Source organism: Lysinibacillus sp. A4 (genome assembly GCF_024919535.1).
GTDB lineage: Bacteria > Bacillota > Bacilli > Bacillales_A > Planococcaceae > Lysinibacillus > Lysinibacillus capsici.
On the sequence record NZ_JANWTB010000016.1, the window covers coordinates 57,832 to 80,749 of the forward strand.

Below are 22,918 nucleotides of genomic sequence, written 5' to 3' on the forward strand. Positions count from 1 at the left end.
CTCTATTTTTGCTAAATTTGTAAAGGGTTTAACGTAATTTTCAATGAAAAAAAGATTATACTGTAGAAAGAATGAATATTAGGGGCGGTTATGATGAAAACAGTTGTTGTTTTAGGCGGCGGTATTACAGGACTATGTACAATGCATTATTTGCAACGTCAAGTGAAGGAACATAATTTAGATGTTCGTCTAGTGCTTATAGAAAAAAATACATATTTAGGAGGCAAATTATATTCAGCACATGAACAAGGTTTCATCATGGAAACGGGTGCTGATTCTATTGTAGCCCGTCATCAAGGCGTTATGGAACTCGTGCAGGAGCTTGATTTTGAGGCGGAATTAGTTTACAACGAAACAGGTATTTCTTATATTTATACGAATAATGAGTTACATGCTATTCCGGCAGATTCAACTTTCGGAATACCGATGAGTGTAGCATCCTTAGAGGAAAGTACACTTATTTCCGAGCAGGGAAAAAAAGAAGCGTTGAAGGATTTAACATTGCCAAACAATGGCTTCACAAAGGAAAGTTCTATCGGTGAATTTTTAACTTACTATTTAGGAGAGGAACTGGTGAAAAACCAAATTGCACCAGTCCTTGCAGGTGTTTATTCGGGAGATTTACATCAGCTTTCTATTGGCTCTACTTTACCGTATTTAATTGATTATAAGAATGATTTTGGAAGTATTATTAAAGGCTTTGATGCGAATCGTGAGCAATTTGTTAAAGCAGCGAACAAAAAATTTATATCCTTTAAAAATGGTTTATCTTCTTTAATTAATCGACTTGAACAAACCTTATCCGATGTAGAAATTATCAAGGGTGTTACTACACTAAATGTTCAAAAACAAGATAAGAACTACACAATTTCTTTAGCTAATGGTGAAATTATTGAGTCAGATTATGTCGTTTTAGCATTACCGAATGATTCTGTCCAAAATCTGCTACAGGATGAATCTTTAAACCGCTATTTTAACCAATTTACGACAGCGTCAGCAATTACTATCTATTTAGGTTTTGATGTGCCAGACGCTAAATTGCCAGCAGATGGAACGGGCTATATTGTTTCCCATAATTCAGACGTTACTTGTAATGCAGCAACTTGGACTAGTCGTAAATGGAAGCATACATCGAAAGAAAATAAATTACTTGTGCGACTCTTTTATAAGAGCATCAATCCAGCCTATGAGCAACTACGTGCCATGACTGATGAAGAATTGGCAGCAGTTGCTTTAGAAGATGTGAGAAAGAGCCTAGGAATAGAGGAGCAGCCAACTGTTGTGAATGTAACAAAGTGGATTGATCAAATGCCTAAATATGATTTAGCGCATCGTGAAGCATTACAAGGACTACTACAAGAATTACATGAGAACTATCCTAATTTATCGATTGCAGGGTGCTCATATTTTGGCGTAGGTATTGGTGCTTGTATTCAAAACGGGAAAAAAATTGGCGAAGAGCTTGCAAATGAACTTGCCAATTTCTAAGATTTTAAGTGAAAAAAAACTTTGTTATGTGAAATAGTCTTGACTCATTCGTCAGTAAACGATATGATTCTTTTAATTATTTAAAAAATTCATACTTAATTCTTATCAAGAGAAGCAGAGGGACTGGCCCATTGAAGCTTCAGCAACCAACTTTATTGTCAGGTGCTAAATCCAGAAGACCGTTGAGTCGAAGATGAGAAGGAACAACAATGATGAATCGTTAAAGCCTTCTTTTTTTATGAAAGAAGGCTTTTTATTATATAGAGACATAGGAAGAGAGGCTAATTTTATGGGATTGCTTGAAAGGTTAAAAACGCATGTATTGACGGCAGACGGTGCAATAGGCACAGTGCTATATGGCTATGGATTGGAGTATTGCCATGAGGAAATGAATGTTCAGAGACCGGAGTTAATTGAAAAGATTCATAGAGAATATATTGCAGCTGGTGCTGACATCATTCAAACGAATACGTACGGTGCAAATGCCATTAAATTAGCTCGCTATGGATTAGAATCAAAAGTCCAACAATTTAATGAAGCTGCTATCACCATCGCAAAACGAGCAGCGGCTGATGGCGGTCAATTTGTTTTAGGAACAATTGGTGGTATTCGGGGAATTCGTAAAAGTGATGCAACCTTGGATGAAATATTAGCGACTATTGAAGAACAAGCAAGCGTCTTACTTGCAGGGAATCCAGATGGCCTTTTACTTGAAACTTATTATGATTTTGAAGAATTAACAGCAACCTTAAAGATGCTACGAGAAAAAACAAAATTGCCGATTATTGCACAAGTTTCTATGCATGAGCCCGGTGTTCTACAAAATGGGATGTCTTTAAATAATGCTCTCCATGAGCTTGAAGCCCTAGGTGCTGATATTGTTGGTGTCAATTGTCGACTAGGTCCACACCATACTATTCTAGCATTTGAAGGTGTAGAACTTCCTAATAAGGCATTTATGTCGGCCTATCCAAATGCATCACTTCTGGACTTAGAGGATGGGCGTGTCGTTTATGAATCAGAAGCTGATTATTTTGGTCGAGCGGCTGTTGAATTGCGTGATCAAGGTGTACGTTTAATAGGGGGCTGCTGTGGTACAACACCCAAACATATTGCAGCAGCAAAGAAGTATTTAGAAGAGTTATCACCGGTTCAGGAGAAGCATGCGAAACCTGAAAAGATTGAGATTGTTCGGGAAGCGGAGCCAACAAAGTATGAGCCTCTTCATGAAAAGGTTAAACGTGAACGTTCTGTCATAGTAGAGTTGGATACACCTAGACATTTAGAGATTGACGGGTTCCTTGAAGGAGCAAAGCAATTATATGATGCAGGTGCAGATGTAGTTATGATGGCAGACAATTCATTGGCCTCTCCACGTATTAGCAATATTGCAATGGGAGCATTGTTGAAGAGCACACATGGTGTACGTCCACTAACTCATATTACATGTCGCGACCGTAATTTAATTGGTCTACAATCTCATTTAATGGGGTTAAATGCTTTAGGTATTCATGATGTGTTGGCTGTTACGGGTGATCCAACGAAAGTAGGAGATTTCCCAGGTGCGACAAGTGTTTATGATGTATCTTCAATGGAGCTAATCCAATTAATTAAGCAATTAAATGGAGGGGTCTCTTTCTCAGGTAAGCCACTTCGAAAAAAAGCAAATTTTTCAGTTGCTGCTGCATTTAATCCAAACGTCCGTGTGTTAGATCGTGCTGTGACACGCTTAGAGAAGAAAATTGAGCATGGGGCAGACTACTTCATTTCTCAACCAGTATATACGAAAGAAAAAATTGTAGAGATTTATGAGGCAACAAAGCATTTACAAGCTCCAATTTACATCGGTATTATGCCTGTTACGAGTTATAAAAGTGCTGAATTTTTACATCATGAAGTACCAGGTATCAAATTATCTGAAGATGCCTTAACAAGAATGAAAGCATGTGGAGAAGATAAGGAAAGAGCGACATTGGAGGGGATTGCCATTGCTAAAGAATTAGTAGAAGTGGCTACACAATATTTCAATGGCATTTACCTTATTACACCATTTTTACGTTACGATGTGACACTAGAGTTGATGAAATATATAGAGCAATTGGATGAACAGAAAAAAGGAGTAAGTATACATGGCTAAGCACTCGATTGAAGAGCAACTAGAGAAACGTATTTTAATTCTTGATGGCGCAATGGGAACAATGCTACAAAATGAAAATTTATCAGCAGAGGATTTTGGTGGCGAGGAACTTGATGGCTGTAACGAAAATCTTGTGCTTACTAGACCAGATGTTATTGAAAAAATTCACCATAAATACTTAGAGGCAGGCGCAGATATTATTTGTACAAATACATTTGGTGGGACGCCTCTTGTGTTAAATGAATATGATCTTGGCACAAAAGCAGAAGAAATTAATAAGCGTGCAGTGGAAATTGCTCGCCAAGCAGTGGATCGTTATTCGACATCGGATTGGCCACGTTTTGTCGCAGGTGCTATGGGACCAACAACAAAAACGTTATCAGTAACTGGTGGTATTACATTTGATGAGCTAGAGGAAAATTTTTATGTACAGGCAAAGGCATTAATTGAGGCAGGAGCTGACGTTTTGTTATTAGAAACAAGTCAGGATATGCTCAATGTCAAAGCAGGCACACTTGGCGTAAAGCGCGCTTTTGCATCAACTGGCAAAGAGCTACCTGTCATGATTTCAGGAACAATAGAACCGATGGGTACAACGCTTGCAGGGCAAACAATCGATGCCTTTTATATTTCGATCGAGCATATTAAACCAATATCAGTTGGCCTAAACTGTGCGACAGGACCTGAGTTTATGACGGATCACATTCGTTCATTAGCAGAGCTTTCAACAGGCTATATTAGCTGTTACCCAAATGCTGGCTTACCAGATGAAGAAGGGTGTTATCATGAATCACCAGAATCGCTATCGCAAAAATTAAAAGGTTTTGCAGAAAAGGGCTGGCTTAATATTGTAGGTGGATGTTGTGGGACGACACCCGCTCATATTGCAGCCATTCGTGAGGTCTTAAAAGATGAAAAACCTCGTCAATTACCAGAAAAAACACATGGTCATGCGGTATCAGGAATTGAACCATTATTATATGACGATTCTATGCGTCCGTTATTTATTGGGGAGAGAACAAATGTAATTGGCTCTCGTAAATTTAAGAATTTAATCATTGATGGGAAATTTGAGGAGGCCGCAGAGATTGCACGTGCTCAAGTCAAAAATGGTGCACATGTTATCGATATTTGTTTAGCCAATCCTGATCGCGATGAATTAGCCGATATGAGTGGGTTTATGCAGGAGGTTGTAAAAAAGGTTAAGGTGCCTCTTGTGATTGACTCAACTGATGAAAAAGTAATAGAGGAAGCATTAAAGTTTTCACAAGGGAAAGCCATCATTAACTCTATTAATCTAGAGGATGGTGAAGAACGATTTGATGCAGTATTACCACTTGTGAAAAAATATGGTGCATCGTTAGTTGTTGGAACGATAGATGAAAAGGGAATGGCGGTTGACCGTCATCGAAAGCTTGAAATTGCCGAGCGTTCCTATCAACTTTTAACAGAGAAATGGGGGATTGCACCAGAGGATATCATTTTCGACCCATTAATGTTCCCTGTAGGAACTGGAGATGAGCAGTATATTGGTTCAGCGTTAGAAACGATTGAAGGCATTCGTCTCATCAAAGAAAAATTGCCGCAGACATTGACAGTACTTGGCGTAAGTAATATCTCATTTGGCTTACCACCAGTTGGCCGTGAAGTACTGAATGCTGTTTATCTCTATCATTGTACACAGGCGGGCTTAGATTATGCCATTGTTAATACAGAGAAATTGGAGCGTTATGCATCCATCCCTGAAGAGGAAATCAAACTCGCAAATGACCTGCTCTTTAATACAAATGATGAAACATTAGCAGTGTTTACAGATTTTTATCGAGATAAAAAGAAGGAAAAAACGGAAGCGGATATTCCGAAAACGGTTGAAGGTCGTTTAGCTTACTATATATTAGAAGGTACAAAAGAAGGGCTAATTGAGGATTTAGACGCTGCAAGGGAAATCTTCGAGGCGCCACTTGATATAATTAATGGTCCTTTAATGGAGGGTATGGCTGAGGTAGGTCGATTATTTAATGATAATCAACTCATTGTAGCAGAGGTTTTACAATCAGCAGGTGTGATGAAGGCCGCAGTTGCTCATTTAGAGCAATTCATGGAGAAGGATGAAGAGAGTGCCGGAAAAGGAAAAATGGTACTTGCTACGGTAAAAGGCGATGTTCACGATATTGGGAAAAACCTTGTTGATATTATATTAAGTAATAATGGCTATAAGGTAGTCGATTTGGGCATTAAAGTAACCCCTGCCCAATTGATTGAAGCGATTCGTAAGGAAAAACCTGATTTTATTGGGCTGTCAGGTTTACTCGTGAAATCAGCGCAACAGATGGTTATTACTGCTCAAGATTTTAAAGAGGCGGGAATTGATGTTCCTATTTTAGTTGGTGGTGCTGCACTTTCACGTCGTTTTACTGAAACAAAAATTGCAGATGAATATGGTGGTCCTGTTATTTATGCAAAGGATGCTATGCAAGGCTTAGAGCAAGCGAATCTATTAATGGGTGAAGGGACACGTGAAAATTTCTTAGCAGAAATTGAAGAATCCCGTCAAAAACGTTTAGCGGCCGATGAAAAACGAGCTGCTCGTCCAGCAAAAGAGGTAACAATAAAGCCTGCACGAACAGTAAAAGGAGCGCCAGTATTTTTACCAGCTGATTTACGACGTCATGTGAAAAAAGACTATTCTGTATCTCATTTATATCCTTATGTTAATATGCGTACATTATTGGGACACCATTTAGGCTTGAAAGGGCAAGTTCAGCAATTGCTTGATGCGGGTGATTCAAGAGCAACAGAGCTCAAGGATTTAGTAGATGATTATTTAAAAAGTGATCTATTAAAGCCATCTGGTTTGTATCAATTTTTCCCTGCTCAAGCAGATGGTGATGATGTCGTTGTGTATGATCCTGCTGATAGTAAGACAGAAATTGAACGTTTTACCTTCCCTCGTCAGCAAGTTGAACCATTTTTATGTCTTGCAGATTTCTTAAAAACGGTAGAGAGCGGTGAAATGGACTATATTGCACTCATGGTTGTAACAGCAGGTCAAGGAGTTATGGCTAAAGCACGCCATTTAAAAGAGGCTGGGAAATTTCTTGAAAGTCATGCCTTGCAATCGACTGCTTTAGAATTAGCAGAGGGCTTTGCTGAACGTATGCATCAGGAAATTCGTGACCAATGGGGCTTCCCTGATGCAACAGATTTCACTATGAGAGATCGTTTTGCTGCAAAATATCAGGGTCAACGCTTTTCATTCGGATATCCTGCATGTCCTAACTTGGAGGATCAAGAGAAACTATTCGGCCTATTAAAACCTGAGGATATTGGTGTCCATCTTACAGAAGGCTTTATGATGGAGCCTGAAGCATCTGTATCTGCAATCGTTTTTGCTCATCCTGATGCTCGCTACTTCAATGTTTAAGGCATAAATAAGAGGAGATAGATAGTCTATTCAATGACTGTCTATCTCTGTTTCTTTATAGAAGAAAACAATTTGGTTAAGGGAAGTGAGCAGAATGATACGATTCATGGAAGAAAGAGATATTCCCGAGGTTTTGGTTATCTATAATGATATTATTTTAACAAGCAAGGCTGTCTATCGATACGAAATACAAACTTTAGATGAAAAAGTACAGTGGTTTAGGGAGCAACAAGCATTAGATAATCCTTTACTTGTATTTGTGGATAATGGGCTTGTCGCTGGCTTTGCTACCTATAGTCAATTCCGTTCTTACCCAGGTTATAAATATACAATGGAGCACTCTGTCTATGTGCACAAAGAACATTATCAAAAAGGGATTGCGACAAAGCTCATGAACAAGCTGATAGAGATCGCTGAAGAAAATGGTGTCAAAACGCTTGTTGCTGGTATTGATGGAGAAAACATTGGTAGTATTAAAGCACATGAAAAATTAGGCTTTGAATATGCAGGAACCATTAAAAATGCAGGCTATAAATTTGAACAATGGCTAGACCTTGTGTTCTATCAACTTCATTTGACTGGACCGAAATCATAAAAGGATATGACAAATGTCATATCCTTTTTGTGATGTTTGCGTCTGTTACTGACTTGTACTCTTGTTTTATGATGAGGTCATAAGAAAAAAAGAAACGAGGGAGTAAAAGATGGCAACTATTAAAGAAAAAACAAAAAAGTTACGCCAAGATGTAGCGCCATTTGCCAAATCAGATACGCGTAAAAGTGTTTTTCAGATTATAAATACAATTGTACCGTTAATTGCATTATGGGTGGCTGGTTACTTGTTAGTGGATGTATCACCTTGGCTAACAGTCGGCTTAAGTGCTATTTCAGCAGGTTTTGTCGTACGAACTTTTATTATTTTTCATGATTGTACACACGGCTCATTTTTCAAAAGTAAAAAGGCAAACGACTGGGTTGGATTTTTTACTGGGGTGCTAACATCATTCCCTTATGAAAAATGGAAACGTGAACATACAATTCACCATGCAACAAGCTCAAACTTAGACAAGCGTGGTATCGGTGATATTGATATGATGACAGTTGAAGAATATATGCAAGCCTCAAAAGGGCAACGTCTATGGTACCGCTTCTATCGTAATCCATTTGTGATGTTTGGATTAGGCCCACTTTATATGGTTCTTGTCTTAAATCGTTTTAATCGTAAGGATGCGAAGAAGAAGGAACGTCTCAATACAATTTTAACGAATATTGTCATTGTGGGAATTTGTGCCGCTTTAATTTTCTTCATGGGCTGGCAAGCGTTTTTATTAGTGCAAGGCGTTACTTTATTTATTGCAGGTTCTTTAGGAATTTGGTTATTTTACATCCAGCACACGTATGAAGATTCTTATTTTGAACATGATTCAGAGTGGGATTATGTGAAAGCCGCAGTTGAAGGAAGCTCCTATTATAAATTGCCAAAACTTTTACAATGGGTAACAGGGAATATTGGTTTCCATCATGTTCATCACTTAGCTCCTCGTGTACCTAATTATAATCTTGAAAAGGCACACAATGAGACACCGCCATTACACATGGCAACAACGATTACTTTACGTACGAGTTTAGAATCACTACGTTACAAGTTATATGATGAAGATCAAGGTAAATTTGTGACGTTTAAAGAAGTAAATGAAATTATAAAACGTAAAGCAAGAGGCAGTATTGCCGCTTAGTTGAAAACAGCCATCTCTGCAAGGGAGATGGCTGTTTTATATAAAGAGAGGAATATGGGTCAAAGCATGTACAGGCATAAATTTAATTTTCTTGTTATAATAAGGGAAAAGTAGGAAAGAGCGTGAGATTATGTTGAGGAAATGGCATAGTATTATTCCGAATAGTCCGATGCTCAGTGTATATTTGTGGATAATTTTTTGTTTCCTACCGTTTTTCTTCATTTTTAGGAAATCATCTTATATCGAAATATCGATAGGCATTACATTTTTAATGCTCTATTTTATCTTCTATCGATTTGCCATGAATTCGAAAAGCGGTTTAGTTTATATGTGGATTAGCTTTGAAATGGTCATAAACATTATTATGACCATCTTGTATGGCTATGTCTATTTGTCCATTTTCACAGCATTTTTTATTGGCAATATCCGAAGACCCGTCGGCTTTTATATTATGTATGGTCTACATATTGGATTTACAGTTATTTCAACGGGTGCTGGATTTTTTGTAGAGCTCAACCTATTTTTATCGCAGTTGCCTTTCGTTGTATTAACTATTTTAGCTGTTGTCCTTTTACCGCTAACGCTTTATTCCAAAAATAAACGTGAAAATTTAGAGGGACAGTTAGAAACAGCCAATGAACGTATTGCTGAGTTAATTGTTTTTGAAGAACGACAAAGAATAGCTCGAGATTTGCATGATACATTAGGACAAAAATTGTCCATGATTGGTTTGAAGAGTGATCTAGCTTCTAGGCTGATTGAACGAGATCCCCAGCAGGCCTTGATTGAGATTAAGGATATACGCCAGACGGCTAGTATTGCTTTAAAAGAGGTTCGGGAATTAGTTTCAGATATGCGCACGGCAAAATTTGAAGATGAGATCATGCGTATTTCACAAATGCTAAAGGCAGCTGAAATGGAGTTTGTCTTTGAAGGGGATAAAAACGCACTGCAAGTTCCACCACTTGTAGAGAATGTTTTATCTATGTGCTTAAAAGAGGCGGTTAATAATGTTGTCAAACATAGTGGAGCAACAAAATGCGAAATTGCCTTCCATCAAAATTTTAAAGAAGTTTACTTAGTAGTGCGAGATAACGGACAGGGCATTACGAAAAAACAAGCCTGGAGAACTGGTAATGGATTGAAAGGAATGCGGGAACGTTTAGAGTTTATTAATGGGTCCTTCAAAATTGAAAGTGTTGAGGGGACCACATTAACGGTAACTATCCCAGTAGCTATTACGCATCAGAATGTCAAAGACAATCTGAAGAACATATAGAAAAGAGGATTGTGACATGATACGAATTGTGATTGCTGAAGATCAGGGGATGCTATTAGGCGCGCTTCGCTCTTTACTTAGTATGGAGGAGGATATGGAGGTTGTTGGCTTAGCAAAAAATGGTGAGGAAGCATTGATGCTTGTGGAAGAGCATCAGCCTGATATTTGTATTATGGATATTGAAATGCCGGTGAAAACGGGACTAGATGCAGCAGAAGAAATGCATAGCACTGGCTCAGGTTGTAAAGTCATTATTTTAACTACATTTGCTAGACCTGGATATTTCGAACGTGCTAGAAAAGCGAGTGTCAGAGGCTATTTATTAAAGGATAGCCCTATAGAGGAGTTAGTGAGCGCAATCCGTACAATCATGGACGGTAAACGTATTTATGCACCAGAGCTCGTTGATTTTGTCTATGAAGATGATAGTGAAAATCCTTTAACGGAGCGAGAGAGTCAAGTACTGACACTTGTAGCAGAGGGCAAAACGACAAAGGAAATTGCTGCTGAGCTGTTTTTGTCTGCTGGCACAGTTCGTAACTATATTTCGACGATTTTAGAAAAACTAAACGTTGGCAATCGAATTGAGGCCATTGCACGCTTTAAAGAAAAAGGATGGAATAAATAAAATGAGAACCTTATCGCATCATAAGCGAAAAGGTTCTCGTTTTTTTTACTTATTGCGTTTAGTTAAACGGCCAAGAACGAATGCACCTGCTGCTACTGCAAGAACAGTATTCGTTTTTTTCGTAAATACTTGTTTTGTGACAAGATTAAGGTTTTGAGGACGCTCAGCTAAACGGCGCATGAAATAGCCGTACCAATCTTCACCGAATGGAACGTACACACAGAAGTTATAGCCTTCTTTTGCAAGCTCTTTTTGCATATCTGTACGGAAACCATATAGCATTTGGAATTCAAATTTATCAAGCGGAATATTATGATCAGCTACAAAGCGTTTTACGTGCGCAATGATATTGTGATCATGAGTTGCGATTGATGTAAATTTACCGTTTAGTAGGTGATATTCAATCAACTCAATAAAGTTTAAATCAATATCTAATTTGTCTTGATAAGCTACTTCAACTGGCTCTTTATAAGCACCTTTTACGATACGTAAACGGTAGTCCTTAAATTTTTCAATATCATCTTTTGCACGGTAAAAGTATGATTGGATGACTGTACCAACATTATTAAATGTTTTCGATAATTCTTCCACCATATCGAAGGAAGTTTGTAGACGTCCATAGTCTTCCATATCAAAGTTAACAAAGATATCGTATGAAGCGGCTTTCTCTACAATCTCATACAGATTGTCATAACAAAAATCAACATCAATATCTAAGCCTAATTGAGATGGCTTTAATGAAATATGTGCAGCTACACCGTTTTCGTGAATAGCTTCGATCACAGTAAGGATTTTTTCTTTAGCAGCAGTCGCTTCTTCTTTACTTGAAACAAATTCACCTAGATTATCTACTGTACAAGAAATATTATGTGCATTTAGTTCTTTGATGCTTGCAATTGTTTCTTCGATATTTGTACCAGCTACTACACTTTGTGCTCCTAATTTTAGGCCATATTTCTTTGCAGCACTATTTAATAGTTGGTTCTCAGATAAGTGGATGAAAAAATCGCGTAATAACATGGTCATTCTCCTAACTGCATTTTCTTTTTAGTATAACATAAATTTTTTAAACTATATTACATTCAGCCTAACAATTATTTCATTTCAAGTATTTGCATACGTTCATTAAATAGTGCAGGATAACTTAAAAAGCCAATCATAACGCTGGATAATGTTGCAGTTGTTAAGAGAGCAAAGATAATTAATAGTTGAAATTGGACTGCCTGAAGAGGGTCGGCTCCCCCGATAATTTGACCACTCATCATACCTGGTAGCTGTACTAGCCCGATTGTTTTTTGACTCTCAATCGTAGGAATCATACTAGCTTTTATGGCATGAATTAATTGGCGATGAATAGCCTGTTTTGGTGTGCCACCTAGGGATAGTATTAGTTCCATTTGATCCCTATGGTTAATAATTTCAGCTGTAAAACGATTTAAGAATAAAATGGATAGCACCATGGAATTACCAATTAGCATCCCGCTAATGGGAATGATATACTGAGCAGTTGCTGGAACAATATGAAAGCCTAGCAAAACACCTTGTGTAATTATTTCTATCATGACAAGGGTCAGTGCTATCTTCCAGGTGATTCCTTTAATACCTGCTCCTTTTTTTCGTGCATTTAACGTGGCCACGATAATCATTAGTGCTACCATCAGGAAAATATAACTATAACTATTTGCATCAAACACAAATTTTAATATATAGCCAACAGCAAGCAATTGAATGATGGAGCGTAATGTTGCAATAAGCGTATCTTTTTCAAGGTCTAATTTTAATATTTTGGATAATAGTAAAGGGATACAAACAAAAATTAATGTCAGTGATAAGGCTGTATATGTCATTTGTTAACCCCCTGTACAAACTCGGCAACACGTGGATTTGTTGGTGCATTGAGTAATGAACTTTTACCAGTTTCAACGAGCTCCCCATTCATCATCACCCATGTATAGTGACCAATCGTTAGCGCTTGTTGCAAATTATGGGTAATCCAAATCATGGTGACATTGTATTTTTTGTTAATGGTGACAATCAATTTTTCAATATCCTGAACGGATTGACGATCCAAGGCAGACGTTATTTCGTCTAATAATAAAATAGAGGATTGATTGATAAGTGTTCGAGCGATGGATACCTTTTGACGTTGTCCGCCTGATAGATCATTTGTAGATTGATGCAGGAAGCTTTCGTTTAACCCAACGTCCTCTAAATATTGAATAGCCTCCTGCTGCAAAAGTTTCTGTCCTTGCAGTGTGCGGGGAAGTGCAAGATTCTCTAACACTGTACCTGCTATCATAGGAGCTGCCTGTAAAGCAATACCAACATGCCTTCTTAAAGCTGTTGGATCATATGTAGAGATAGGTTGATTATCAACGAGTATATGCCCATTTGATGGTGAGAGAAGGCCATTACATAACTTAAGTAATGTTGTTTTTCCAGCGCCAGAGGGGCCAACGAGCGTGGTGATTTGCCCTTTTGGAAATGACCCAGTAATTGACTTTAATATCATTTTGTCATTTACTGAAAAATGAACTTGTTGGAAGTGAATGGCAGGTTCATATAACATATTCATCTATTGAAACTCCTTTACTTTAGTCAGTAAAATAACTGTAGCATGAAATGACTGGAAGATGGTGTTGAAATAAAAGAAAGAAGGGGATTTGGGAATGGAAATATTGTATTTCGATACATTAACATATGCGCAAGGGGATATGTATGTTGTTGCTTCAGATAAAGGACTAGTTTATATAGGTACACCAAATGCATCATTCGATGAAGTAAAGGAGTGGGCTAAAAAACCATTTAAAGGATATTGTTTTGAAGAGAATTCAGAAACGTTGCTCCCATATAAAGAGCAATTAACAGCCTATTTTAAGAAGGAGCTTATTGAATTTAATCTTCCAATCCATGTGAAAGGGACGGCATTTCAATTAGCGGTGTGGGATGCATTAAAAGAATTAGCCTATGGTACAACAACAACTTATGGAAATATTGCTCAACGCATTGGTAATCCCAAAGCGGTTCGAGCTGTAGGGTCTGCTATTGGAGCAAATCCAATCCTGGCGATTATTCCATGTCATCGGGTCATTGGTAAAAATGGTCAATTAACAGGCTTCAGAAGCGGCTTAGCTATGAAACAATTTTTACTTGAGTTAGAGAAAGAATCAATGGATTGAAGCGAAATAATTTCTTGTAAATGTTAGTATCTTCTTAAATCGTGGAAAGAGCGCTTTTTCTATAGATTTGATCACTCCAAACAAAGTATCCTACCTCCTCTGTAAATGAAGGTTTCCGATGTAGGAGTGCGCCAAAAGAAATCTGCCCCCATTATCCAGAGATAAAGGAGCAGATGTTTCTACTAGCTATACATGTTGTTCTTCTTGAACATTGTTCTGAGCTTTACCGAAATGTGTTAAACGATGAGCGAAGGTTTCGCCTCGTACAGCGGAGCTTTTGAAAATATCTTGGTATTCGTAGGCAGGCGTTCCGTGTTCCATTACATCTAATCCAGCTATTTCTTCTTCAGCCGTTACTCGTAATGGGACAAATGCTTTGATGATCAATAAACCTGCTGCTACAGATACACTAACCCAAGCAATAGTAGCAATAACGCCGATTGCTTGAATGCCTAATAGACCAAAACCCCCACCATAAAATAAGCCTTGCCCACCAATATCAAATAGGCCAACTGCCAGTGTACCCCAAATACCACAAATACCATGAACAGCAATTGCTCCAACAGGATCGTCAACTTTTAGCTTCCACTCTAGGAAGCGAACACCTTCCACAAGTAAAGGTGCAGCAATTAAGCCGATGATAAGTGAGCCAAATATGCTGACATTCGCTGCACCAGCAGTAATCCCTACAAGCCCAGCTAATGCACCATTTAATGTAAGAGAGCCATCGATATGTCCGTATCGAAATTTTGTATAGAAAGCAGTGGCAACGACACCAGCTGCAGCTGCAAAAAACGTATTAGCAATAACACTAGGAACTAGCTCTGGATCAGCAGCTAATGTAGAAGCGCCATTGAAGCCGAACCAACCAAACCAAAGTAAAAATACGCCTAATGCACCTAAAGGAATGCTGTGTCCTGTAATAACATTTACTCGACCATTTTCATATTTGCCTAGTCGAGGTCCAACCATAACTGCTGCGACAAATGCTGCAACAGCACCTGTTAAGTGGACAACTGTCGAGCCAGCAAAATCAACAAAACCTAAATCTGTTAACCAACCTTGACCACTCCAAACCCAGTGGCCTACTACAGGATAAACAACTAAAGACATAAGTATAATAACGCCAACATAAGCAAAAATATTAGTACGTTCTGCAACAGCCCCCGATAAAATAGTTGCTCCAGTTGCAGCAAACATCGTTTGGAAGATAAAGAAAGAAAGATCATCTACTCCTTTTAAAGCAAAGCCACTTGTGCCGAAAATGCCACCTACTGAGTCTCCGAACATAATGGCATAGCCACATAAAAAATAGACGATCCCACCAAGAGAAATGGTAAGAAAATTCTTCATGATGATATTGACTGCATTTTTTGAGCGGGTAAATCCAGCCTCAACCATAGCAAAACCTGCATGCATAAAGAATACTAAAATAGTGCCAAGCATCACCCAAATTAAATTAACAGATAATAGTACTTCATCCATCTATATCGCCCCCTTTATTCTACTGCAATCGATCCGACTTCTTTTGTTCGGATACGAATTGCTTGTTCTACTGGATAAATAAAAATCTTCCCGTCCCCAACTTTACCGGTTGCTGCTTCACGCAATAAAATCTCTACAATGGCATCAACTTTGCCATCGTCTACAATCATTTCTAATTTTAATTTAGGTAAAAATTCAATTTCATACGTATTGCCGCGGAAGAGTCCTGTTCGACCTAGCTGACGACCACAACCAGCGATTTCAGAAACGCTTAACCCTGCAATTCCTTCCTGTGCAAGACCATCCCGAACAGCTCCAAAAACTTCAGGACGAATGATTGCTTCAATTTTTTTCATGTGTACCAGCTCCTTGCGTAAATTTAATTTACATGTTAAAACGGTATTAAAAACAGTGCAATTGTTTTTTTGAATTCTGTGTAAGGTTAGTTTACACAGAATATTTCTAGTCCCGAAGTATTTTAGAAAAAAGCTTTTTATAAAGGGAATGAAAGCGGTACTAAAATTTGTGTCTAAAATGTGAATAGTTCTAAATTTTCTGACTATTAATGTTAGAAAACCTAACATCTATAAGTGGGAATGTAATACGCAAGAATTTGGGTATATAGTGTATACTAGGACTAATTATCAAAGCGGAAGAAGGGGTTTCTTTTGAGATCGAACTATGCAGATGATAGCTTAGCGCTACACACAGACTTATATCAAATCAATATGGCAGAATCCTACTGGGCGGATGGCATACATAATAAAAAAGCGGTTTTTGAATTGTATTTTAGAAAATTACCTTTTGGTAATGGCTATGCCATATTTGCTGGGTTAGAGCGAATGCTTGATTATCTACGTGATTTTCATTTTAGTGAATCGGATATTGCGTATTTACGTGATGAAGTAGGTTATAAAGATGACTTTATACAGTATTTAAAGAACATCCGATTTACTGGAGAAATGTATTCCATGGTAGAAGGGGAACTGGTTTTCGCTAATGAACCAATCGTCCGAATTGAAGCTCCATTAGTAGAGGCGCAGCTAATTGAAACAGCCTTACTTAATATTGTTAACTATCAAACATTAATTGCTACAAAGGCTAGCCGTATCAAGCAAATTATTAAAAATGAAGTGGCAATGGAATTTGGTACAAGGCGTGCACAAGAGATGGATGCTGCTATTTGGGGAACACGTGCCGCGTTTATCGGTGGTTTTGCTTCCACAAGTAATGTTCGAGCAGGTAAACTTTTTAAAATTCCTGTCTCTGGTACACATGCCCATGCATTAGTACAAGCTTATAAAAATGATTATGATGCATTCCATGCTTATGCAAAACGTCATCGCGATTGTGTGTTTTTGGTAGATACTTATAATACATTGAAATCAGGGGTGCCAACTGCAATTAAAGTAGCTAAAGAGCTAGGAGACAAAATTAACTTTATTGGCATACGCTTAGATAGCGGCGATATTGCTTTCTTATCAAAAGAAGCTCGTCGTATGTTGGATGCTGCAGGCTTCCATGATGCCAAAATCATTGTCTCAAACGATTTAGATGAATACACCATCTTAAATTTAAAAGCTCAAGGAGCAAAAGTGGATATTTGGGGAATTGGTACAAAGCTTATTACAGCTTACGACCAGCCTGCGTTAGGTGCAGTATATAAAATGGTGGCTATCGAGAATAGCGAAGGGCAACTTGAAGATACAATAAAAATCTCAGCTAATGCGGAAAAGGTATCAACGCCAGGCTTGAAAAATGTCTATCGTATTATCGATAAAAAGAATGGGAAGGCAGAAGGAGACTACATCACAATGCACGATGAAAATCCTCAAGCTGAGGAACGTATCAAAATGTTCCATCCGATTCATACGTTTGTCTCAAAGTTTGTCACAAATTTTGAAGCAAAAAATTTACATCAGCATGTTATTAAAAATGGAGCGATCAATTATCAAAACCCTACATTAGAGGAAATGCGTGATTACGCGGCGGAGAATTTAGAGCTGTTGTGGGATGAATATAAGCGTGCGATGAATCCTGAAGAATATCCGGTCGATCTCAGTCAAAAATGCTGGGATAATAAGATGCGTAATATTGAAGAAGTGCATGCGATGGTTAAACGAATGTAAAAAGGAGTGACGGGTGCAATGACTTTACAGCAACAAATTATTGAGGAATTACGCGTACTGCCTAACATTGATGTACAGAGGGAAATACGTAAATCAATTGATTTTTTAAAGGAATATGCAAAACGCTATAGTTTTGTAAAAGGTTTTGTTCTTGGTATTTCTGGTGGTCAAGATTCAACATTAACAGGAAAACTAGCGCAGTTGGCTATTGATGAATTAAATGCAGAAGAGGGAGAAATGAAGTATTCGTTTTTCGCTGTACGATTACCATATGGCGTACAAGCTGATGAACAGGATTGCCAAGATGCCATTGATTATATAAAGCCAACGAAGGTTTATACAGTAAATATAAAAGACGCAGTGGATGCTAGTGTGAGAGCTCTAACAAATGCGGGGGTTGAGCTGAATGACTTTGTGAAAGGGAATGAAAAGGCTCGTGAGCGTATGAAGGTCCAATATTCAATTGCTGCAATGAATGGAGCGGTTGTATTAGGAACAGATCATGCTGCGGAAGCTATTACAGGCTTCTATACAAAGTTCGGGGATGGTGGAGCAGACTTAATGCCAATCTTTCGTTTAAATAAACGACAAGGAAAGCAATTGTTAGCAGAACTTCAATGCCCTGAGCATCTTTATAAAAAGGTGCCTACAGCAGACTTAGAAGAAGATCGTCCCTCATTGCCAGACGAAGTGGCGCTAGGTGTGTCGTATGATCAAATAGATGATTATTTAGAGGGGAAAGAAATTCCAGAAGAACCTCGCCAAAGATTAGAAGAGTATTATTTGCGTTCCCAACATAAACGTCATATGCCAATTACAATATTTGATGATTTTTGGAAGTAAGATGAGCGAAAAGGGTTATAAAGAAAGTGGTTTCACTTTTAAAAATAGCTCTTTTCGCTCTTTTTTTATGTATTATGGTTCTATGTTGTTAATTGTCAGCATATAATGTCGATATAATTACCTATAAGGATAATAAAATGTAGGGGAGGGTAACTTTTTATGAGGACTTCTAGAGTGAGTGCAACGACAAGTAGTGTTTTTCGGCAGGAACAGCAGTATTTACATGCTGGTGATCTCAGCCATAACTTTGGGCAAAATCCACAAAAGCAATTTCGGAATAGATTACAAAAAAATAAAGAGAAAACGTACAATTCAACAACTGTTTCTGTAAATTCACAACAGCAGCAACCGATTACACCTATCCATGTAGATAGCGCTAGTGATTTGGAGATTCGCCGTGAATTAAATGAAACGGCATTAAAGCTCAGTCGTTTAAACAAACAAAAGAAGCGACTCAATAGTTATCGTTCTTCCATATAAGCCAAACTCTCCACATCAGTGTGGGGAGTTTTTATTTTTGAGGAGAAGTAAATAAAAGCACTAAATTCAAAATATTTGAAGTGAAGATGTTCATGGAATGTTCAAGGTAATTTTTCCATTTCTTCACAGCGATTTTTAACTAATTTCACAACTAATCTGTAATGTAGGATATGGCAACAGAAAACTAAACTTGGAGGATAAAGTTGTGAAAAAATTATGGTTACCTGCACTAATATTATTATTTGTACTTGCAGCTTGTGGTAGCGAAAAAAAACAGGTAGAAGAAAAGGGAATTGAACAAGAAACTACGAAAAACGAATCAGAAACCGTGCAAGTTGCTTCACTAGTAGATACACGGTTACAAGAGCCAGAAGAAGATACAATTTGTGAAATGTGTAATATGAAAGTTTATATGAAAGACCATGAGATGGGTGTATTTTCAGCGCAGGCAATAAAAGAAGATGGAACAATCGCTTTTTATGACGATATTGGCTGTTTATTAAATGCAGAGGTTGCTAATGAAGAAAAAAACGAAAAATTTGTACGTGATTTTGTGACGAAAGATTGGGCAAAGATTGAAGATGTAACAATTATAAAAACGGAGCTGAAATCGCCGATGAACTGGGGCTATATTTATTTCGTGGACAAGGCTGAAGCAGATAAATATATGCAAGAAAATTCGAAAGCTTATGTGGAGGAACTACAAAAAATTAAAGATGATGCATTGGAGAGACGTAAGAAAATGATGCAAAAAAAGGCTGAGGATGAAAACGATGCATCTGGTTCTGTGCATTCGAATGAGATGAATCAAGAAGGGCACAGTCATTAAATCATAGACTAGGGGAAATCCTCTAGTCTTTTCTTGCTGAGTAAGGAGGTGGAAAGTGATGAAGCAAATGATGTTGTTCTTTTTGTTTTTTCTATTTACAAGTCAAACGGCGTATGCAGAATTTGATATTCAATATGCTATCGATCAAGCAAAAGCTGGAGATAGTATTCATATTCCTGCTGGTCGTTACCAAGGGAATTTCATTGTGAAAAAACCGATCAAACTGTACGGACAAAAAGGAGCTGAGCTTTATGCTCAAAATGATGAACCTGCATTAAAAATTGAATCTGCATCGAATGTTTTGATAGAAAATATAAGAATAACAGCAAAAAATCAAGGAATTGTTGCTAATGAGGTGGAGAATTTAGAGCTAAGAGCTATTGAATTAAAAGATATCCGCGTTGGTATACATCTTCAACATTCAAGGCATATTCGAGTTTTGGAAAATAAGATCATTGGAAATGAAACACACTTTGCTGAAAAAGGAAATGGAATTGCAGTTTTTAAAAGTGAGGATGTTGTGATCGATCAAAATACGATCGAACATGTCCAAGATGGTATATACGTTGAAGAAGTGACGCGAATGGATGTAAAGCGAAATAAAGTAACAAATAGTCGATATGGAACACATTTTATGTATTCAAGTGGTGTGAAGGTGTTGTTCAATACGTATTCACACAATGTTACAGGTCTTATGGTGATGATGACTACTAATTTAGAAATAAGTAGTAATACAATCAGTACTCATAATGGCTTCAATAGTTATGGACTTATGATGTATGACACACAGGAGGCAATGATAAGAGAAAATAGCTTTCTACATAATCGTGTAGGGGTAGCGTTGCAGAAGAGTTCAGTGATTCAAATACATGAAAATCGCTTTCAGATGAATCAAACTGCATTAGAAGGTACAAAAGTCGATGCGCGTTCAACCATTATGGATAATCAGTTTACAGGCAATATATTAACAGCAAGGTCAGACAATCAGGGATTACGTTTAATTCATAATTTTTATGATGATTATACAGGGCTAGATGTTACAGGTGATGGTTTTGGAGATGTTCCATATGTGGCTGTGTCGAGTTTTGGACAATGGATGGTGAGACAGCCAGTTTATCAATTTTTTGTGGCATCACCCAGCGTTGTTATCCTGACGTCACTAGATCAACAGATTAATAAAACAGAACGAAATCTACTGGTAGATAATGAGCCAAAATTACTGAGCAATAGGAAAGAGATAGAGTTTTCATTAGATATCCTACAAATAATGATTGGTTTTATCGTGTTTATGGGAAGTTTGTGGCTTTGGAAAAGGGGGGGACGAGTATGACTAGATGGATAATGATACTAATTATATGTGGCGTTATTTTAGTGGGCTGTGGTGAAAAAGCATACCATCCACGTGAAATTAATAGTGAAACAGATGTTTGTAAAGTTTGTAATATGAGTATTGTTCATAATGAATACGCAGGGCAGATTGTTTTGAAAAATGGAGACGATGAGATTTTTGATGATATTGGATGCTTGATGGATTACATTGAGCTAAATGGCGATGATGAAGTTGGGGCAGCCTATATTAAAAATAAAGCAACGAATGAATGGATTGATGTTTATAAAGCGATTTATGTATACAACAAAAATTATTGGACGCCTATGAACTATGGCGTTATTGCATTTGCTACAAAAGACGAAGCGCGAGAATGGATGAATGATGAAGGAGAAGGTCAACTATTAGTCTATCGTGATTTGTTGACATTGAATTGGGGGATTCATGAGTGATGTTTGTAAAAATAGAGCTGAAGCAGATTTTAAGAAGTCGATGGATGCAACTTGTAGCCTTTCTTTTTACGTTTGTTTTCGTTGCCATTATCGTCATTCAACAGATGGCTTTGCCAGATATTGAAGGCTTTACACGGCAAACTGCATCGTTTTTAAGTGTGTTGTTATTTCTGCTGCCGCTATTTATCCTCACCATTGGTAGTATGAGTGTAGCTGGTGACATAGAGTCAGGTTGGTTATCGTTATTAAAAACATATCCTATGAAACGGATGCAATATATTACAGGCAAATATGTAGCGACAGCACTTGCGTTTTTATTAGTAATAGTAGTGGCATTTGGTTTTGTATTAGCCGTAGGTGGGTTACTAGGTGGGGTACGGTTACCAATTGTTTTAGTTATGCTTACACTATTATGTATTATTATCTTTGTGTCTTTAGGAATCTTGCTAGGGGTATTTGCAAAAACAAGATTATTTGCACTTGCATTATCACTTGTAGTATGGTCCTTACTTTTATTGCTCATATCGTATGCATTAATGGCTATAGGCGCAGTTGTTCCTGGGCATCTTTTACAAAAGTTTATCATCATAACGATACATATTAATCCAGTTGAATGGCTGCGCTTCGGCTATTTTATATTTAGTAATCAAGCTAGTGTGCTTGGTCCAGCCTTTTATGATGTTACGAGGTTTTACTTATCACCGCTTGGTCAGGTGGTGTATGGAATAATAACAATACTCTGGATTGTACTACCGTTAATGCTTGCTACGAAGCTGTTAAAGGAGGGGGAGCGGCGATGATTCTGTTAGAGGGAAAAAATGTAGTCAAGGTTTATGAAAATGATAGGGGATTAAAAGAAGCCTCCTTTCTGCTGCAAGCTGGTCGAATTCTAGCGTTGGTTGGAGGAAACGGGGCAGGAAAGAGTACTTTGATTCGTTTGTTAACGGGTCAAGAGAAAGCGCAATCTGGTGAAATAATATGGCATCAACCACAAACAATACGTTTTATGCCTGATGATGTAAACTTTCCAACTATGCTAACTGCATCTGAAGTATTAGAGCTGTTGGCATCTTTAAAAGAAGTAGATAGTTATGAGCAAGAGAATGTTCTGAAGCGTGTTTCCTTGTGGGATGTTCGGAAGCAAAGAGCTAAACACTTTTCTAAAGGGATGCTCCAGCGCCTAAACCTAGCTCAAAGCCTACTTGGTAACGGGTCATTGCTAATTTTAGATGAGCCAACGAATGGTCTAGATCCCTTTTGGATAGCACAGTTGAAAAACATGATGTTGGAGGAGAAGGAAAAAGGCAATACCGTTATCTTCTCTACTCATTTGCTGTCTTTTGCGGAAGAAATAGCGGATGATCTATTAGTTTTACATGAAGGGGAAATTATCATTTCTGGGGCGATAACTGAAATTTTCTTACAAGAAAATTCTACATCTTTAGAAGAAATATGGTTAAAAAGATTGAATTTGTAACATTCTAATGATTAATGACGTTATA

General features: G+C 37.7%; 21 protein-coding genes and 1 riboswitch. Of the genes, 16 read left to right on the forward strand and 5 right to left on the reverse strand.

What is annotated here, in order from left to right; all coding sequences use genetic code 11:
• Positions 1-93: 93 nt before the first annotated feature.
• The 7 genes from NY607_RS22600 (at position 94) to NY607_RS22630 (ending at position 10,692) form a co-directional block, all read left to right on the forward strand.
• The gene (locus NY607_RS22600; protein ID WP_131522332.1) at positions 94-1,488 is read left to right on the forward strand and encodes a protoporphyrinogen oxidase; all 1,395 of its coding nucleotides are present in this window, start codon (positions 94-96) and stop codon (positions 1,486-1,488) included.
• Between the two features lie 99 nt (positions 1,489-1,587).
• Positions 1,588-1,688, forward strand: a riboswitch (SAM riboswitch).
• Between the two features lie 89 nt (positions 1,689-1,777).
• Entirely contained in the window at positions 1,778-3,625 is a 1,848-nt protein-coding gene (locus NY607_RS22605) for a bifunctional homocysteine S-methyltransferase/methylenetetrahydrofolate reductase (protein WP_131522331.1), read from the forward strand.
• On the forward strand, positions 3,618-7,049 hold the full coding sequence (gene metH, locus NY607_RS22610) for a methionine synthase (protein ID WP_259420405.1): 3,432 nt from the start codon (positions 3,618-3,620) through the stop codon (positions 7,047-7,049). Before NY607_RS22605 ends, metH begins: the two co-directional genes overlap by 8 nt.
• 94 nt (positions 7,050-7,143) lie before the next feature.
• Entirely contained in the window at positions 7,144-7,644 is a 501-nt protein-coding gene (locus NY607_RS22615) for a GNAT family N-acetyltransferase (RefSeq protein WP_259420406.1), read from the forward strand.
• Positions 7,645-7,753: 109 nt separating this feature from the next.
• Entirely contained in the window at positions 7,754-8,785 is a 1,032-nt protein-coding gene (gene desA / locus NY607_RS22620; protein ID WP_054548858.1) for a Delta(5) desaturase DesA, read from the forward strand.
• Positions 8,786-8,915: 130 nt separating this feature from the next.
• On the forward strand, positions 8,916-10,064 hold the full coding sequence (locus NY607_RS22625) for a sensor histidine kinase (protein WP_422655536.1): 1,149 nt from the start codon (positions 8,916-8,918) through the stop codon (positions 10,062-10,064).
• 16 nt (positions 10,065-10,080) lie between these two features.
• Positions 10,081-10,692, forward strand: a complete 612-nt coding sequence (locus tag NY607_RS22630) for a response regulator transcription factor (protein WP_048394990.1) — start codon at positions 10,081-10,083, stop codon at positions 10,690-10,692.
• A gap of 45 nt (positions 10,693-10,737) precedes the next feature.
• Here the strand turns inward: NY607_RS22630 and NY607_RS22635 are convergent, their stop codons facing one another.
• The 3 genes from NY607_RS22635 to NY607_RS22645 form a co-directional block, all read right to left on the reverse strand.
• The gene (locus tag NY607_RS22635) at positions 10,738-11,712 is read right to left on the reverse strand and encodes a proline dehydrogenase family protein (protein WP_048394992.1); all 975 of its coding nucleotides are present in this window, start codon (positions 11,710-11,712) and stop codon (positions 10,738-10,740) included.
• A gap of 74 nt (positions 11,713-11,786) precedes the next feature.
• A complete protein-coding gene (locus NY607_RS22640; RefSeq protein ID WP_259420407.1) occupies positions 11,787-12,539 on the reverse strand; it encodes an ABC transporter permease in 753 nt (250 codons plus the stop codon).
• Entirely contained in the window at positions 12,536-13,267 is a 732-nt protein-coding gene (locus NY607_RS22645) for an ABC transporter ATP-binding protein (RefSeq protein ID WP_131522327.1), read from the reverse strand. The genes NY607_RS22640 and NY607_RS22645 overlap by 4 nt, the downstream gene beginning before the upstream one ends.
• A gap of 94 nt (positions 13,268-13,361) precedes the next feature.
• On the opposite strand from NY607_RS22645, the gene NY607_RS22650 reads away from it, so the two are divergent.
• Positions 13,362-13,871 (forward strand): methylated-DNA--[protein]-cysteine S-methyltransferase, encoded by a 510-nt coding sequence (locus tag NY607_RS22650; RefSeq protein ID WP_259420408.1) that lies wholly within the window; start codon positions 13,362-13,364, stop codon positions 13,869-13,871.
• Between the two features lie 186 nt (positions 13,872-14,057).
• On the opposite strand, the gene NY607_RS22655 is transcribed toward NY607_RS22650, so the two are convergent.
• Positions 14,058-15,356 (reverse strand): ammonium transporter, encoded by a 1,299-nt coding sequence (locus tag NY607_RS22655; protein ID WP_131522325.1) that lies wholly within the window; start codon positions 15,354-15,356, stop codon positions 14,058-14,060.
• Positions 15,357-15,370: 14 nt separating this feature from the next.
• Positions 15,371-15,712, reverse strand: a complete 342-nt coding sequence (locus NY607_RS22660) for a P-II family nitrogen regulator (RefSeq protein ID WP_016995352.1) — start codon at positions 15,710-15,712, stop codon at positions 15,371-15,373.
• Positions 15,713-16,024: 312 nt separating this feature from the next.
• On the opposite strand from NY607_RS22660, the gene NY607_RS22665 reads away from it, so the two are divergent.
• From NY607_RS22665 to NY607_RS22700, 8 genes are all read left to right on the forward strand, one after another.
• Entirely contained in the window at positions 16,025-17,485 is a 1,461-nt protein-coding gene (locus NY607_RS22665; RefSeq protein ID WP_259420409.1) for a nicotinate phosphoribosyltransferase, read from the forward strand.
• An 18-nt stretch (positions 17,486-17,503) separates the two neighbouring features.
• Positions 17,504-18,328 carry an ammonia-dependent NAD(+) synthetase gene (gene nadE / locus NY607_RS22670; protein WP_259420410.1) on the forward strand — a complete coding sequence of 275 codons (825 nt, stop codon included), beginning with the start codon at positions 17,504-17,506 and terminating at the stop codon, positions 18,326-18,328.
• Positions 18,329-18,487: 159 nt separating this feature from the next.
• Complete coding sequence (locus NY607_RS22675) at positions 18,488-18,808, forward strand: NAD synthetase (RefSeq protein WP_131522323.1); 321 nt, start codon at positions 18,488-18,490, stop codon at positions 18,806-18,808.
• 205 nt (positions 18,809-19,013) lie between these two features.
• Positions 19,014-19,637: a nitrous oxide reductase accessory protein NosL gene (locus tag NY607_RS22680; RefSeq protein WP_237898755.1), complete on the forward strand. Its 624-nt coding sequence runs from the start codon at positions 19,014-19,016 to the stop codon at positions 19,635-19,637.
• A gap of 58 nt (positions 19,638-19,695) precedes the next feature.
• Entirely contained in the window at positions 19,696-20,967 is a 1,272-nt protein-coding gene (locus NY607_RS22685; protein WP_131522321.1) for a right-handed parallel beta-helix repeat-containing protein, read from the forward strand.
• Positions 20,964-21,416 (forward strand): nitrous oxide reductase accessory protein NosL, encoded by a 453-nt coding sequence (locus NY607_RS22690; RefSeq protein WP_259420411.1) that lies wholly within the window; start codon positions 20,964-20,966, stop codon positions 21,414-21,416. Before NY607_RS22685 ends, NY607_RS22690 begins: the two co-directional genes overlap by 4 nt.
• A complete protein-coding gene (locus tag NY607_RS22695) occupies positions 21,416-22,216 on the forward strand; it encodes an ABC transporter permease (RefSeq protein ID WP_131522372.1) in 801 nt (266 codons plus the stop codon). The genes NY607_RS22690 and NY607_RS22695 overlap by 1 nt, the downstream gene beginning before the upstream one ends.
• Positions 22,213-22,893, forward strand: a complete 681-nt coding sequence (locus NY607_RS22700) for an ABC transporter ATP-binding protein (protein WP_131522319.1) — start codon at positions 22,213-22,215, stop codon at positions 22,891-22,893. The genes NY607_RS22695 and NY607_RS22700 overlap by 4 nt, the downstream gene beginning before the upstream one ends.
• The last annotated feature ends 25 nt before the right edge of the window (positions 22,894-22,918 follow it).